Source organism: Enterococcus sp. AZ091 (genome assembly GCF_051714805.1).
In the GTDB taxonomy this organism is placed as follows: Bacteria; Bacillota; Bacilli; order Lactobacillales; family Enterococcaceae; genus Enterococcus_D; species Enterococcus_D gallinarum.
The window spans coordinates 435,001-450,450 of record NZ_JBIOSO010000001.1 but is presented as its reverse complement, the minus strand read 5'-3'; the positions used below and the strand labels follow the sequence as shown (position 1 = coordinate 450,450).

Here is a 15,450-nt window from a genome sequence, read left to right as displayed (position 1 = left end):
CACGCAGAAGGGAGAAATGATTTATGGAACCAGAAACTCTGCGCTCGTATGTTTCCGAAAATCGTGAATTAGAAAAACAACTAACAAAACGTAACCAACAATATATTTTTGATTTAAAAAAATCTTTGGAGGCAGCTAATCTTTCTGAAGAAGAAAAAACTGTCGCATTACATGAGATGTTACCGATTCTTGTTCAAGAACAAAAAGGTGGTAAAACCGCTAGACAACTTTTTGGGACAGTCTCTGAACGTACGGAAGCAATCATCACGAAGCCAGTTGAACAAAAAGAATCAGGTCCATTCTTGATGTGGTTAGACAATACGTTGCTTATTTTAGGTATTTTTGGATTAATGCTCGGCGTGATGGGGGTATTTACAAAAGGTCAAGCACAGCCTTACGGATTGTTGACCCTCTTCTTAATGGCCATGTTAGCTGGTTGGGTCTTCTACTTAATGTACAAGTACATGTATCAATATGAACGTCCAGGCGCAGATAAAAGTAAACGTCCGAAAATGTGGAAAATTATTTTGATTTTAGTTGGAGCTTTCTTAGTATGGATCGTGACTATCTCACTTTCTGCTATGCTTCAACCACCACTTAATCCACAGGTCGACCCATTAATCGAAATTGTGATTGGGGCTGTGGCACTAGCAGCTAAATATTACTTGAAGAAGAAATACAATATTATTAGTAGCTTATCTGTTCCTAGAGGATAATAATAAGTTCCCACATGTCATTCATGCGTGTGGGTCTTTTTTATTATGTGTCATACAAGAGGGAGAAAATAGAAATCTTTTGTGATTCTGGCTGTTTTCTCAGATTACACAGGAATAAATAAGAAAGCTTTCCGAATAGTTGACTTATGAAAAAATATTTGCTATTTTTTTAAAAATACATATTAACTTTAAGGAGTGGTTACAAAAATGTCCAACTGGGAAACCAAATTTGTAAAAAAAGGGTTAACGTTTGATGATGTATTATTGATACCTGCAGAAAGTCATGTGTTGCCAAATGATGTGGATATGCATGTGCAGCTTGCAAAAAATATTACGTTAAATATACCGATCATGAGTGCCAGTATGGATACAGTAACTGATAGTAAAATGGCAATATCAATGGCTCGTCAAGGTGGATTAGGGGTCATTCATAAAAATATGAGTATTGCTGCCCAAGCAGATGAAGTGCGGAAAGTAAAACGTTCTGAAAGTGGCGTAATCATTGATCCGTTCTTCTTAACACCTAGTCATCTAGTAGCAGATGCAGAACACCTTATGAGTAAATACCGAATCAGCGGTGTCCCTATTGTTGAAACAATGGAGAATCGTAAACTAGTTGGAATCATCACGAATCGAGATATGCGTTTTGTTACGGATTATTCAATCGCAATTTCTGATGTAATGACCAAAGAAAAATTAGTTACGGCACCGGTTGGTACTTCTTTGAAAGATGCAGAGAAAATCTTGCAAAAACATAAGATCGAAAAATTACCGATCGTTGATGATGAAGGTATTTTAAGTGGATTGATTACGATCAAAGATATTGAAAAAGTCATTGAATTCCCCAACGCGGCTAAAGACACTCATGGCCGTTTATTAGTAGCGGCAGCTGTAGGTGTGACCAGTGATACCTTTGAAAGAGCACAAGCATTGTTAGATGCTGGAGCAGATGCGATCGTAATCGATACTGCTCATGGACATAGTGCAGGCGTACTGCGTAAAATTTCTGAAATCAGAGCACATTTTCCTGAAGCAACATTAATTGCAGGGAATGTCGCAACTGCTGAGGGAACAAAAGCTCTATACGACGCTGGTGTAGATGTCGTTAAAGTTGGTATTGGTCCTGGTTCCATCTGTACGACACGTGTTGTCGCTGGTGTAGGTGTCCCTCAGTTAACGGCTATTTATGATGCTGCCTCAGTGGCTCGACAATATGGAAAAGCCATTATTGCAGATGGTGGTATCAAATATTCTGGTGATATTGTCAAAGCTTTGGCTGCTGGCGGACATGCAGTTATGCTAGGAAGTATGTTGGCAGGAACGGATGAATCTCCAGGGGAATTTGAAATTTATCAAGGTCGACGTTTCAAAACCTATCGGGGAATGGGGTCACTAGGAGCTATGGAAAAAGGTTCAAGTGATCGTTATTTCCAAGGTGGAGTTAATGAAGCAAATAAACTTGTTCCAGAAGGAATTGAAGGCCGAGTGGCTTATAAAGGCAGTGTTGCAGATATTTTATTCCAAATGATCGGCGGTCTAAAATCAGGGATGGGATATGTTGGAGCAGCGAACTTAAAACAACTAAGAGATGAAGCACAGTTTATCCAAATGAGCGGAAATGGGTTGAAAGAATCTCACCCTCACGATGTGCAAATTACTAAAGAAGCACCAAACTATTCTGTGAAGTCTTAGAAATTGTTTCACGTGAAAACATTAAATAAAAATGGCGGCCAGTAGTCTTAATAAGACACTGACCGCCATTTTTTGTATGAGAAAATTATTCATTTGATTTCAATGCGTCGATCATATCAACATGCTTCAATTTATAATGAGTAACCAACATAACAATGATTGTAAATAAAATGGTCATGCCGCCGGCTAACGCATAAGCAGCCCAACTAATCACTAATGGAAAAACCATGTTTTCCATCGATGCCTGTCGGAGAATAAAATCAGTCAGTAAGTATCCGACTCCATAACCAGCTAGTATCCCTAGCAAAGTAAAGACAACATTCTCACGAACAATATACATTGTAACTTCTTTGTCGTAAAAACCTAAAACTTTAATTGTAGAGAGTTCCCGAATCCTTTCCGATACATTAATGTTTGTTAAATTGTATAGAACAACAAATGCCAAGGCGCCAGATAAAATGACCAAGATAAGAACAATGGAATTCAGATTCCCCATGGACTCATTTTGCGCTTTGATTTGACTAGACAGGAAGGTAGTATTCTGAACTTGGTCTGTTTTCAATAGTTCTTTAGCTAATGCGTCTTCTTGCTTTTGTTCCATCTTTTTACTCTTGATAAGAAGCGATGTAGGCTGATAGTTCGTATTTGTTGCTTTTTCATAGTCGTTTCTAGAAAGATAAAGTGAGTTACCTAAATAATTTTCAGCGATACCAGCTATCTTCACTGTTACAGCTGTTTGATCCTTATCATAAAAGGTTAGCTCATCTCCAATGTGAATATCAAAAAGCTCCGCATATTTCATCGTTAGGATGGCCCCATCATCTAGTGACATTTTTTTTCCATCGGTAGAGTGTAGATGCATATAGTTCGAGAATGAGTCAGTATCAGAAGGTACCACTAAAGACAGACTTTGCTTTCCTTGTTCTTTGGACCGTAACTCTATTGTTTCATTCAGTACAAGCAGGGATTGTTGAATTGTTGGATCTTCTTCTAATATTTCAAAAACTTCGGTATTGTTTGTTTTACTATCTTTTAATGTGACGATTGCTTGATAATCAGTGATAGGACCAAATTGTTTTTGCGAAACAGCACTTAATGAATCTTTTAGACCCACTCCAGCGACCATAAGTCCTGCACATCCTGCGATCCCAATTATTGCCATAATCATTCGTGATTTATAGCGAAAAATGTTTCGGTAACTGATTTTTTGATTAAAGCTCAAGCGTGACCAAAGTGGTTGAATGTATTCTAGAAAAATTCTTTTCCCTGGCTTTGGTGCACGTGCCTGCAATAGTTGCGCTGGTTTTTCTCGCAAATCACGATAGAGGACAACAAGGGCTGCACCTAAAGTAGCAAGAATAAAGGCGACTGTAGCTTGAATGATTGGCCCCCAAACATAGTAAACCCGGACACCACCTAAAAGATACCGTTCACTAGAAAGAAAATAGATTAATCGAGGTAGAAATTCGATACCTAGTACAGCTCCTAAGAGAATTCCTATACTAGATGATAAAAGAGCATAGATGATATATTTTCGAGCTATCTCTCTTTTTGCATATCCCAAAGCCTTTAATGTGCCAATTTCTTTTCGATTTTCTTCTACCATTCTAGTCATGGTGGTAAAAGTTATTAAAGCTGCTATAAAAAAGAAGAATACTGGAAAGACATTTGCAATTGCCGCTATACGATCAGATAAACCGCCGTATTCTTGAAACCCAGGATTATCTTTTCTTAGATTAAATAAATAAGTAGGCTCTTTCATTTCATTTATTTCATTTTCTTTTTTTTGTAATGTAGACTCTGCATCAGCTAACTTCTCTTTTTCTTCATTGATTTGATTTTGTTGTTTAGTCAATGTCGATTCAGCAGTTTTCAGCTGTTCAATAGCACCAGCTTGTTGTTGAGACGGTAACAGAAGGGTTGCACTTTTTTGTTGTTCAATCTGAGCTTTAGCAGCATCTAATTCTGTTTGTGCATCTAATAGCTGTGCTTTTCCAGTTTCAATTTTTTCCTTAGCAGGTTTCAATTCTTCCATTGCGTCATGTTTGATTTCTGCTACACGTTCTTGTGGACGATCAGCAAAAAGCGTTTCTACTTTTTCTTGATTCTTTTCCATTTTTTCTTGATAGGAATCAGAATAAGTTTCTAAATCTTTCACATTATCAAAAGACAGATAGAGCACCGATTGTACATCACTCAGAAATTGATTTTCGGGAAGGTAAGCAAAATATGTTACTGTACCACTGCCAACATTCGCATAGCCTCGTTCAGCTTTACTGATAAATAGGGGCGAGTTGGCAAAACCAACGATTTTGAAGTTTTTATCCTTTATAGTATCCTGCGAGTCGATAGTATAAGTATCGTTTAACTGATAGCCATATTCTTTCGCTTGTGTATCTAAGACAATTTCATTGCTATTCTTTGGTAAATGGCCTTCTTCAAGGATTAATGCGTTTTGTTTTTGGTTTTTGTTGTAAGAATTGATTTGGACAACTTCATCTGCTTCTGCTACATAATAAAATTGGTAGCCTGATTCCACTTGAATCCCTGACTCTTTAGCTACTTTAAGATCTTGATCGGTGATACCTAGTGTTGATGTAACCTGCATATCAGCTAAGTTATGTTCATCAACATAAGTACTTGCAGAATGATTCAAAATAGGCCCAGTTGCTTTGACACCTACATACAAAAAAGTACCTAGAAAGATGATTAAAACAATAGCGATAAATCTTCCTTTAGACTGTTTGATTTCTCGTAAGCTTGCTTTTAAATACGTCTTATTTTTCATTTGTTTCCTCCTACCAAACGATCTCATCGATTGAAATAGGGGATTCATTAATTTCTACAGAGCGCACTGTAGCATCATTAATACGAATCACGCGATCAGCAATGGGAGCAATGGCACTGTTGTGCGTAATGATTAAAACAGTATTTCCAGCTTGACGACTTGCGCTTTGCAACAGCTTCAATACTTGTTTACCGGTTTCAAAATCTAATGCTCCTGTTGGTTCGTCACAAAGAAGTAATTTCGGATTTTTTGCTAGCGCTCGGGCAATGGACACTCGTTGCTGTTCGCCACCTGATAATTGAGAAGGAAAGTTATTGGACCTATTTTCTAATCCTACTTGCTTAAGCACAGCATCTGGGTCAAGTGCGTTCGGTGATATCTCTGTTGCTAACTCGATATTTTCTTTTGCTGTTAGATTTGGGACTAAATTATAAAATTGAAAAACGAAGCCTACATCTTTGCGCCGATATTCTGTAAGTTGTTTATCCGAAAATTGTGCAATATCAATATTATCGATAATGATTTGACCTTCATCAGGTGAATCCATCCCACCTAATATATTTAGAATAGTCGATTTTCCAGCTCCGCTTGGACCTAAAATAACGACTAGTTCTCCTTCTTCAATTGAAAAGGATAGGTCTTCATTAGCGGTAATCGTGGTTTCGCCCATTTTATATCTTTTATACGTATTTTTTACTTCTACATAACTCATATAACGCCTCCATATTTTGAACACCTGTTGATTTAATCACATAGCGTTAGTATACTAAGAAAGAAAAAAAGGGGCAATCCTCAAATCTTATTCATCTGTTATTAAATAAACATTTAAGTTATTTTTGTATAGAAAGGATTGAAGTTATGGTAGGAATAGTTGGAAATCGCCGAACACAATATACAAAAAAAGTGATTCGAAAAGCATTTCAAGAGATTTTGATGGAAAAAGAATTTGAAAAAATCACAATTACAGAGATTGCCCAGCGTGCTGATATCAATCGAGGAACTTTTTATAAGTATTACAAAGATACTGCAGACCTTTTAGAGGAGATTGAGAAAGAAATCGTTGAACAAATTGCAGATAATTTGCAACAAGAAAATCTCCCATTAGATCTATGGCTAGAAAAATTATTACTTATACTGCAAGAAAATCCTAGTGTAAGTCATTTGATTCTGCTTAATAACAGTCATTTATTAGATTTGTTATTGGAAAAAATCAGACCGGAAACGTTTAAACGCTTTACTATTTATTTCGAAGATGCAACAAGAGAAGAATTAGAGTTATGTTTGAGTTATTTTGTCTGTGGCTCGATCGGGTTGATTGAACGCTGGCTAAAAGATTTTTCTGAGATGCAGCCTAAAGCAGTTTCTCATTTACTTATTCAAATATTTACTACAAATGTTTATGAATAAAAGAAAAGCGAACGCCAATACGTTCGCTTTTCTTTTATTCTACTAGTCGTTCATCATTCATACCAAAATATTGATGCAATGGTTTTTGTTTTCCTGACAATAGTTGATCGATCGTCACAAATTCATATCCTTTATTTTTTAACATTGTGATCAATCCTGGTACAGCTTTGACTGATTCAGGATGGATGTCGTGGATCAAGATGATTCCTCCACTATAGATATTTTGTTCAACAATATTATTGATTGTTCCAGGATTTTTTGATTTCCAATCCTGTGAGTCAATATCCCATTGAATAATTGGCATGCCAATTGTTTCAGCACTTTTTTTATCAATAGCGCCATAAGGGGGACGGATATTGCGAGGCAAGACGCCTGTAGCCTTGAAAATAGCTTTGTTGGTTTTATTTATTTCACTTTGTAATTCATCTGTCGAAAGTGTATTCAATTGTGGATGAGAATACGAGTGACTTGCTACCTCATGACCCTCGTCGTGGACTTGTTTTGCAACATCTGGATTTTGATCCACCATCTGTCCTAACATGAAAAAAGTAGCTTTCACGTTATCTGTTTTTAGTATATTCAACAAATCAAGTGTTGAGCTATTATTTGGACCATCATCAAAAGTAAGAGCGACGTACTTTTTATTTTCATCTAATGCAGGTAATGTATCTTTTATACTTTCTTGCGAAACCATATCTGTATCAATGAATGGCGCAATATCTTTATATTTTAGAGTGACTTTAGAAGTTCCAGTTGAATTTTTTGGTAAGACGATAGTCAATTCATCAGGTGTATAAGTCATTTTACTATCATAAGAAATTCTATCCATTGTTAATACAGCATCAATGATTTTTTCAGGTTCTTTAGCTTGATCAAGTAAGGATTGCTGAATCACCTGTTGAATACCTAAGAGACTTCCTTCATCTGGAATCAAATCCTTATTTGTGATTTCTTTGCCAGTTTTTTCGGAAACATAAATGGCTTTCTCAGAAATACTGTCTGGCTTTTTAAAATTTTCCTTACTGCGATCCCAGATAAAACTATCTGCTTCAATTCTATACTGACCAATTTTAGAAGATATTGCTGTTGCTTTTATTCTGGCAACTGTAAGCACTTCTTTTTCACGATGCTTTTTTTGTTGCTTTTGAGCAAGCTCGTCTAAGAGCTGGTTTGCATTTTTGAAAGGAACAGTATTTTCATCAACTGGACGGTAAACAAGGCACTTATTTTCTCCGTCATTTATAGTATCTATTTTCGTTGAAATTCCACTTTGGTCTTGCTCTTCTTGGATTGAAGCCATGAGATTTTTTGCAGCAGTTTCATATTTGGCTTGAGCTTCTGCTTCTTGCTGTTTTAATGTATAAACAATATAGCCGCCAGTAGCGACAATTACTAGAATAAGTGCGGTAAACAATGCGAATATATACTTGCTATAATTAGATTTTTTCTTCGGTATTTTTGGTTGTTTGTTTTCGTTTCCGGTTTTGGGCTTTACAGCTTCATTCAATTGATTTGTATTTTCACAGGTATCAGGTTCTTGTTTGTGACGTTGGCTACGACGTGCATAGGTATTTTTGTCAGACATATGACTTTATCCCTCCATTTATCATCATAAAGTAAAATAAACGTAACATAACTGTAATATAGTTTCAACAATAGGGGGGTATTTCTTAGAATATTTAAAGAAAAAAGGTAGGAATTCTCATCCTATCTTGTTCTTCAATTTTTTTCAATTCGGGTAACTCCACCCATATAAGGAACTAGTACTTCTGGTATAGTCACACTACCATCTTCATTTTGATAGTTTTCTAATACGGCAGCAACAGTTCTACCGACTGCTAGTCCTGAACCATTTAATGTATGCATGTAATGAATCTTGCCATCGTTATCTCTATAACGGATCATTGCTCGACGTGCTTGAAAATCTTCACAATTAGAACACGAACTGATTTCTCGATATGTTTCTTGTGCTGGAATCCATACTTCTAAATCATACGTTTTAGCAGCAGAGAAGCCCATGTCACCTGTAGACAATGCCATTACTCGATAAGGAAGTTGTAATTTTTGTAAAATGTCTTCTGCATTTGCAGTCATTTTTTCTAATTCTTCATAAGAGTGTGCTGCTTCACTTAGTTTGACCATTTCAACTTTGTTGAATTGATGTAATCGAATTAATCCGCGAGTATCACGACCAGCACTTCCAGCTTCTGAGCGGAAAGAAGGACTTAATGCTGTGAAGTAAACCGGTAGTTGGTCAAGATCCAATATTTCTCCATTATAATAATTCGTTAAAGGAACCTCAGCAGTAGGAATCAAGGTAAGATCTGTTTCCGCTAATTGGAAAACATCTTCTTTGAATTTAGGAAACTGTCCAGTTCCAAACATTGCATCGCTATTAACAATATATGGAGTAATCATCTCAGTGTACCCATGTTCATAAACATGTTGGTCTAGCATAAAGTTATATAAAGCTCGTTCAAGACGGGCACCTAATCCTTTATAGTAGACAAACCGGCTACCGGCTACCTTTGCACCTCGTTCAAAATCTAATATTCCTAGGTTTTCGGCAATATCCCAATGAGGCTTTGCTTCGAAATCAAATTCTTTTGGTGTAGCCCAGCGTCTTACTTCAACATTGTCATCTTCGTCTTTTCCAACTGGGACAGAGTCATGAGGCAGATTAGGTAATGTCGTTGCGATCAATTTGATTTCTGAATCAATTTTTGCAATCTCGTCATCAAGAGACTTGATTTTAGTACCGACTTCTTTCATCTCAGTAATTTTATCATCTGCTGCTTTTTTTGCTCGTTTTAGTTGAGCTATTTCTGCAGAAACTTCATTTCGAACTTTTTTTAATTCTTCTGTCTCTACTAGGAGTTGTCGTCTCCTTTCATCTAACTTTAAGAATTCTTCTAATACTTCTTTTTTTACTCCGCGAGTCTGTAATTTTGTTTGGACTTTGTCAAAATTTTGCCGAATCATTTTAATATCTAACATAATTCTTCCCCCTTGTTTTTCATATAAAAAAAGACCTTTTCATCCCTATTCTTGGGACGAAAAGATCTTTCGCGGTACCACCCGAGTTCAGCATAACGCTGCCCTTGTTGCCCGTAACGTGAGCACACGATCTTTCTTTCAAAAGATACACTTTTAATGAACTGGATTCCATTCTTTCCATTACTGATTCTCACCAACCATCAGTTCTCTGAAAAAGTAAAAAATGTACTAGGTTCTATGCTTTATTAGTAAGTATTTTCTCTAGAATAGCGAAAAAGCGTTAGTTCGTCAACCATAGTTTTGGGTATTTGATAAATCATTTCTCTTTAATGGGAGATGGATAATAAAGGAGGTCCAATCCGGAGTAGATTTTGCAAAAATGTAGCCACCATGCAAGGCAACGATGCTTTGAGCAATGGCAAGACCAAGTCCAGTTCCCCCAGTTTCCTGCGAACGTGATTCCTCCACTCGATAGAAGCGGTCAAATAAGGAGTCTAATGAATGTTTGGGAATCATTTGTCCATTGTTCTTAACTGTTAGAATGGCTTCTGTTCCTACTTTTTCCACTTCCATTACGATTTTGTCAGCGCCTTTTCCATACTTTAAAGCATTAGACAATAAATTATTGAAAACTCGTACAAGCTTCTCAGTATCACCGTCCATAATAATGTGCTCTGGGCGAGTGTGAGTCTCAATCTTTATTCCTTTACGAGATGCTTCTAATTCAAAATCTGCAGCTAGTTGTTCGACTAATTGCGCCATATCAAAAGAAATGACATTTATTGGGACGCTAGGCTGTCTTACTTTTGTGTATTCGAAAAGATCGTCTACTAAAGATTTCATTTGCTTTGCTTTGACATAAGCGGTATGAGTATATTTCAATAACTCTTCTTCAGAATGATACTGACGATCTTCAATCAGGCCTAGATAACCAATAATAGAAGTTAAAGGGGTTCGGATATCGTGACTAACATTTGTAATTAATTCATCCTTCGACTGTTCGATCCTTCGTTCATCTTCAATGGCGGCGACGGTACTATCTACCAAGCCGTTAATATTTGAAACAATCCGATTGAGGTCACCACGCAGTTCAAATGGAATACGATGATCATAATTTCCCTCTGCAATATAATGAAGCTCACTAATAATATGCCGTAGCTGCATTTGACGGTATCGACGAATCAAACGCCAATACAAAACAATCACATCTAATAAAAAGAACAAAGGGATAATGAAATTGCGGCCACTTTGAAAAATATCCGTGTCAAAAGCAGAAGTAAAAGCGTTTTTTGACTCATAGATCGCCTCCACTAACAACGGTGAATTCTCTCTTATAGAAGTCAAAATGACTAAAATCGCGACATTTAATAGAAGTAAAAGGATTACAGTAACGATTCCTTCTGCAAATAATTCACTGATTTCTTTAGAAGTGAGGGTGATACGTTTCTTTTTTTCTATTGGATTACTTCGCATCTATTTTATAGCCAACTCCCCACACTGTTTGAATGACTTTCTCGCCATCAGTTGCTTCTTCTATCTTATCACGCAGATGACTCACATGAACCATTACGGTTTTGGCTGACACGACACTCTCTTGCTTCCACACACGCTCAAAAATTTCATCAGCACTAAATACACGATTCGGATGGGATGCTAATAGGTAGAGAATACCAAATTCAAGAGCGGTCAATTGGATCTCATTTCCGGTGATTGTTTTTACTTCATGAGAATCACGATTAATGATCAATGAGCTAACTTCTAAGATATCTGGCTGATTAGAGGGAGCTTGCATTTTTGTTCGACGGAGCAGAGACTTGACGCGAGCCATCACTTCCAAAGGATTGAATGGTTTTGTTACATAGTCGTCTGCACCAGCAACTAGACCTCGTATTTTATCCATATCAGTAGTCTTAGCAGTTAGCATGATGATTGGAATTTGAGATTCTTTTCGCAACTCTTTTACAACCTGCATGCCATCCATTTCAGGCATCATGATATCCAAGATCAGTAATTCAATATCTGGAGTAGTTCTAATTTTTGTTAAAGCTTCTTTACCATCATAAGCTTTGACGGCTTCATAACCTTCATTATGAAGATAGATACTTAATAGTTCAACAATCTCTTTATCATCATCAGCAACAAGTATTTTCATATAAATCCTCCTAGGAACAATATTCTTTTCTCCTATTTTAGCAAATATTCTAGGAAATTGATAAAATCATACTTAAATTTATAAGAATGATAGGAAATAATACTTACAACAAGAATAAAAACCGAACATTGAGAATTCAAATAATCATCATAGTTTCCAAATGGAGAGATTATTCCATAGAATTAACTAAAATATATGATGGAACCGCAGTATTTAGAAACGTTGAAATATCAATGATTTTACTGTTGACGAATGGCAAGATAGTTGCTATATTATTACATGTGCCAAATGACAAAAATCATTTCTAAAAGAAAATGAAAAAAGTTGTTGACGCCAGAACCAACAGATGATATTATAACGAAGTCGCAAATTTAAGAAATCAATTTGATGCTGATGCAGCAACAAAAAAGATTGAAAAAAGTTGTTGACAAATAACAATCCATTTGTTATTCTAATTGAGTCGCTGATGACGCACAGGAAGTTGTTGAATAAACATTTTCGAAAAAAACTTTTAAAAAAGAGTTGACATTCACTTGTCGGTCTGATATGATTTAAAAGTTGCTAACGCAGCGCAGTAGACCTTTGAAAACTGAACAAAGCAAGCAAACGAACCAATGTGTAGGGCGCTTCATTATATGAAGCAAAATACATGCAAGCAATAGCTAGCAAAGTTAATTTTATTTGAGCTTAACGATCCTATGGATCGTTCAAACAAATCATTATGAGAGTTTGATCCTGGCTCAGGACGAACGCTGGCGGCGTGCCTAATACATGCAAGTCGAACGCTTTTTCTTTCACCGGAGCTTGCTCCATCGAAAGAAAAAGAGTGGCGAACGGGTGAGTAACACGTGGGTAACCTGCCCATCAGAAGGGGATAACACTTGGAAACAGGTGCTAATACCGTATAACACTATTTTCCGCATGGAAGAAAGTTGAAAGGCGCTTTTGCGTCACTGATGGATGGACCCGCGGTGCATTAGCTAGTTGGTGAGGTAACGGCTCACCAAGGCCACGATGCATAGCCGACCTGAGAGGGTGATCGGCCACACTGGGACTGAGACACGGCCCAGACTCCTACGGGAGGCAGCAGTAGGGAATCTTCGGCAATGGACGAAAGTCTGACCGAGCAACGCCGCGTGAGTGAAGAAGGTTTTCGGATCGTAAAACTCTGTTGTTAGAGAAGAACAAGGATGAGAGTAGAACGTTCATCCCTTGACGGTATCTAACCAGAAAGCCACGGCTAACTACGTGCCAGCAGCCGCGGTAATACGTAGGTGGCAAGCGTTGTCCGGATTTATTGGGCGTAAAGCGAGCGCAGGCGGTTTCTTAAGTCTGATGTGAAAGCCCCCGGCTCAACCGGGGAGGGTCATTGGAAACTGGGAGACTTGAGTGCAGAAGAGGAGAGTGGAATTCCATGTGTAGCGGTGAAATGCGTAGATATATGGAGGAACACCAGTGGCGAAGGCGGCTCTCTGGTCTGTAACTGACGCTGAGGCTCGAAAGCGTGGGGAGCGAACAGGATTAGATACCCTGGTAGTCCACGCCGTAAACGATGAGTGCTAAGTGTTGGAGGGTTTCCGCCCTTCAGTGCTGCAGCAAACGCATTAAGCACTCCGCCTGGGGAGTACGACCGCAAGGTTGAAACTCAAAGGAATTGACGGGGGCCCGCACAAGCGGTGGAGCATGTGGTTTAATTCGAAGCAACGCGAAGAACCTTACCAGGTCTTGACATCCTTTGACCACTCTAGAGATAGAGCTTCCCCTTCGGGGGCAAAGTGACAGGTGGTGCATGGTTGTCGTCAGCTCGTGTCGTGAGATGTTGGGTTAAGTCCCGCAACGAGCGCAACCCTTATTGTTAGTTGCCATCATTTAGTTGGGCACTCTAGCGAGACTGCCGGTGACAAACCGGAGGAAGGTGGGGATGACGTCAAATCATCATGCCCCTTATGACCTGGGCTACACACGTGCTACAATGGGAAGTACAACGAGTTGCGAAGTCGCGAGGCTAAGCTAATCTCTTAAAGCTTCTCTCAGTTCGGATTGTAGGCTGCAACTCGCCTACATGAAGCCGGAATCGCTAGTAATCGCGGATCAGCACGCCGCGGTGAATACGTTCCCGGGCCTTGTACACACCGCCCGTCACACCACGAGAGTTTGTAACACCCGAAGTCGGTGAGGTAACCTTTTTGGAGCCAGCCGCCTAAGGTGGGATAGATGATTGGGGTGAAGTCGTAACAAGGTAGCCGTATCGGAAGGTGCGGCTGGATCACCTCCTTTCTAAGGAATAGTACGGAAGACTACACATCGTTTGCCTTTGTTCAGTTTTGAGAGGTTTACTCTCAAAGATAAATACCCGGGGCCTTAGCTCAGCTGGGAGAGCGCCTGCTTTGCACGCAGGAGGTCAGCGGTTCGATCCCGCTAGGCTCCATTAACGACAGAGGTCGTTAAGTTTGTTCATTGAAAACTGGATATCGAAGAAAATCAAAACAAGTAACACACACCGAGTTGACAAGTTAAAGAGTTTTTTAATAAGTTCAACGCTTATTTTCTTGAGCAACCTTCTATCGCTAGAAGAAGTACTCATCGACCGTAAGGTCAAAGGTTAAGTGAATAAGGGCGCACGGTGGATGCCTTGGCACTAGGAGCCGATGAAGGACGGGACTAACACCGATATGCTTTGGGGAGCTGTAAGTAAGCTATGATCCAGAGATTTCCGAATGGGGGAACCCAGCATCTTTTATAGGATGTTACACAGTTGTGAATACATAGCAGCTGTGAGGTAGACGCAGAGAACTGAAACATCTAAGTACCTGCAGGAAGAGAAAGAAAATTCGATTCCCTGAGTAGCGGCGAGCGAAACGGGAAAAGCCCAAACCAACAAGCTTGCTTGTTGGGGTTGTAGGACTCCGATATGGTAGTTGAAACAGATAGTCGAAATACTTGGAAAAGTATGTCAAAGAGGGTAAAAACCCCGTAGATGAAATCTGGCTCACACCTAGGAGGATCCTGAGTACGGCGGAACACGAGGAATTCCGTCGGAATCCGGGAGGACCATCTCCCAAGGCTAAATACTCCCTAGTGACCGATAGTGAACCAGTACCGTGAGGGAAAGGTGAAAAGCACCCCGGAAGGGGAGTGAAATAGATCCTGAAACCGTGTGCCTACAACAAGTTAGAGCCCGTTAATGGGTGATAGCGTGCCTTTTGTAGAATGAACCGGCGAGTTACGATAGCATGCGAGGTTAAGTTGAAGAGACGGAGCCGCAGCGAAAGCGAGTCTGAATAGGGCGAATGAGTATGTTGTCGTAGACCCGAAACCATGTGATCTACCCATGTCCAGGTTGAAGGTGCGGTAAAACGCACTGGAGGACCGAACCCACGTACGTTGAAAAGTGCGGGGATGAGGTGTGGGTAGCGGAGAAATTCCAAACGAACTTGGAGATAGCTGGTTCTCTCCGAAATAGCTTTAGGGCTAGCCTCGGAATTGAGAATGATGGAGGTAGAGCACTGTTTGGACTAGGGGCCCATCTCGGGTTACCGAATTCAGATAAACTCCGAATGCCATTCATTCATATCCGGGAGTCAGACTGTGAGTGATAAGATCCATAGTCGAAAGGGAAACAGCCCAGACCACCAGCTAAGGTCCCCAAATAACTATTAAGTGGAAAAGGATGTGGGGTTGCACAGACAACTAGGATG

Annotated in this window: 9 protein-coding genes, 1 tRNA gene, 2 rRNA genes and 1 other annotated feature (1 of these 13 only partly in view); of the genes, 6 read left to right on the top strand and 6 right to left on the bottom strand. The window is 39.1% G+C overall.

All coding sequences use genetic code 11. The annotated features are described in order from the left end of the window. The first annotated feature begins 23 nt into the window (after positions 1 to 23). Entirely contained in the window at positions 24 to 716 is a 693-nt protein-coding gene (locus tag IGJ28_RS02360) for a DUF1129 domain-containing protein (protein WP_003129165.1), read from the top strand. Between the two features lie 207 nt (positions 717 to 923). Further along, positions 924 to 2,408, top strand: coding sequence for an IMP dehydrogenase (guaB, locus tag IGJ28_RS02355; protein ID WP_003129164.1), 1,485 nt, complete (start codon positions 924 to 926; stop codon positions 2,406 to 2,408). Positions 2,409 to 2,493: 85 nt separating this feature from the next. On the opposite strand, the gene IGJ28_RS02350 is transcribed toward guaB, so the two are convergent. Both IGJ28_RS02350 and IGJ28_RS02345 read right to left on the bottom strand, forming a co-directional pair. After that, a complete protein-coding gene (locus IGJ28_RS02350) occupies positions 2,494 to 5,196 on the bottom strand; it encodes an FtsX-like permease family protein (RefSeq protein WP_308052721.1) in 2,703 nt (900 codons plus the stop codon). 10 nt (positions 5,197 to 5,206) lie between these two features. Then, positions 5,207 to 5,908 (bottom strand): ABC transporter ATP-binding protein, encoded by a 702-nt coding sequence (locus IGJ28_RS02345; protein WP_005473109.1) that lies wholly within the window; start codon positions 5,906 to 5,908, stop codon positions 5,207 to 5,209. Positions 5,909 to 6,054: 146 nt separating this feature from the next. On the opposite strand from IGJ28_RS02345, the gene IGJ28_RS02340 reads away from it, so the two are divergent. Continuing rightward, complete coding sequence (locus tag IGJ28_RS02340) at positions 6,055 to 6,603, top strand: TetR/AcrR family transcriptional regulator (RefSeq protein ID WP_003129161.1); 549 nt, start codon at positions 6,055 to 6,057, stop codon at positions 6,601 to 6,603. Positions 6,604 to 6,637: 34 nt separating this feature from the next. On the opposite strand, the gene IGJ28_RS02335 is transcribed toward IGJ28_RS02340, so the two are convergent. From IGJ28_RS02335 to IGJ28_RS02320, 4 genes are all read right to left on the bottom strand, one after another. Further along, on the bottom strand, positions 6,638 to 8,188 hold the full coding sequence (locus IGJ28_RS02335; RefSeq protein ID WP_438845109.1) for a polysaccharide deacetylase family protein: 1,551 nt from the start codon (positions 8,186 to 8,188) through the stop codon (positions 6,638 to 6,640). A gap of 134 nt (positions 8,189 to 8,322) precedes the next feature. Continuing rightward, entirely contained in the window at positions 8,323 to 9,600 is a 1,278-nt protein-coding gene (serS, locus tag IGJ28_RS02330; RefSeq protein WP_005473111.1) for a serine--tRNA ligase, read from the bottom strand. 49 nt (positions 9,601 to 9,649) lie between these two features. Beyond that, positions 9,650 to 9,847, bottom strand: a binding site (T-box leader). A 41-nt stretch (positions 9,848 to 9,888) separates the two neighbouring features. After that, positions 9,889 to 11,073, bottom strand: coding sequence for a sensor histidine kinase (locus IGJ28_RS02325; protein WP_003129153.1), 1,185 nt, complete (start codon positions 11,071 to 11,073; stop codon positions 9,889 to 9,891). Beyond that, positions 11,063 to 11,752, bottom strand: a complete 690-nt coding sequence (locus IGJ28_RS02320; protein ID WP_003129151.1) for a response regulator transcription factor — start codon at positions 11,750 to 11,752, stop codon at positions 11,063 to 11,065. The genes IGJ28_RS02325 and IGJ28_RS02320 overlap by 11 nt, the downstream gene beginning before the upstream one ends. Positions 11,753 to 12,469: 717 nt before the next feature. Here IGJ28_RS02320 and IGJ28_RS02315 point away from each other — a divergent pair. The 3 genes from IGJ28_RS02315 to IGJ28_RS02305 all read left to right on the top strand — a co-directional run. Next, positions 12,470 to 14,029: ribosomal RNA gene (locus IGJ28_RS02315) — 16S ribosomal RNA — on the top strand. 78 nt (positions 14,030 to 14,107) lie between these two features. Then, positions 14,108 to 14,180 (top strand) — tRNA-Ala (locus tag IGJ28_RS02310). A gap of 172 nt (positions 14,181 to 14,352) precedes the next feature. Then, a 23S ribosomal RNA gene (locus IGJ28_RS02305) occupies positions 14,353 to 15,450 on the top strand (it continues 1,817 nt past the right edge of the window). Together the 16S and 23S rRNA genes with 1 tRNA gene alongside form the textbook arrangement of a ribosomal RNA operon.

Coding starts and splice junctions, on each gene's coding strand:
- serS (WP_005473111.1), bottom strand. CDS start 9,600: ATGTTAGATATTAAAATGATTCGGCAAAATTTTGACAAAGTCCAAACA.
- IGJ28_RS02340 (WP_003129161.1), top strand. CDS start 6,055: ATGGTAGGAATAGTTGGAAATCGCCGAACACAATATACAAAAAAAGTG.
- IGJ28_RS02360 (WP_003129165.1), top strand. CDS start 24: ATGGAACCAGAAACTCTGCGCTCGTATGTTTCCGAAAATCGTGAATTA.
- IGJ28_RS02345 (WP_005473109.1), bottom strand. CDS start 5,908: ATGAGTTATGTAGAAGTAAAAAATACGTATAAAAGATATAAAATGGGC.
- IGJ28_RS02350 (WP_308052721.1), bottom strand. CDS start 5,196: ATGAAAAATAAGACGTATTTAAAAGCAAGCTTACGAGAAATCAAACAG.
- IGJ28_RS02335 (WP_438845109.1), bottom strand. CDS start 8,188: ATGTCTGACAAAAATACCTATGCACGTCGTAGCCAACGTCACAAACAA.
- guaB (WP_003129164.1), top strand. CDS start 924: ATGTCCAACTGGGAAACCAAATTTGTAAAAAAAGGGTTAACGTTTGAT.
- IGJ28_RS02320 (WP_003129151.1), bottom strand. CDS start 11,752: ATGAAAATACTTGTTGCTGATGATGATAAAGAGATTGTTGAACTATTA.
- IGJ28_RS02325 (WP_003129153.1), bottom strand. CDS start 11,073: ATGCGAAGTAATCCAATAGAAAAAAAGAAACGTATCACCCTCACTTCT.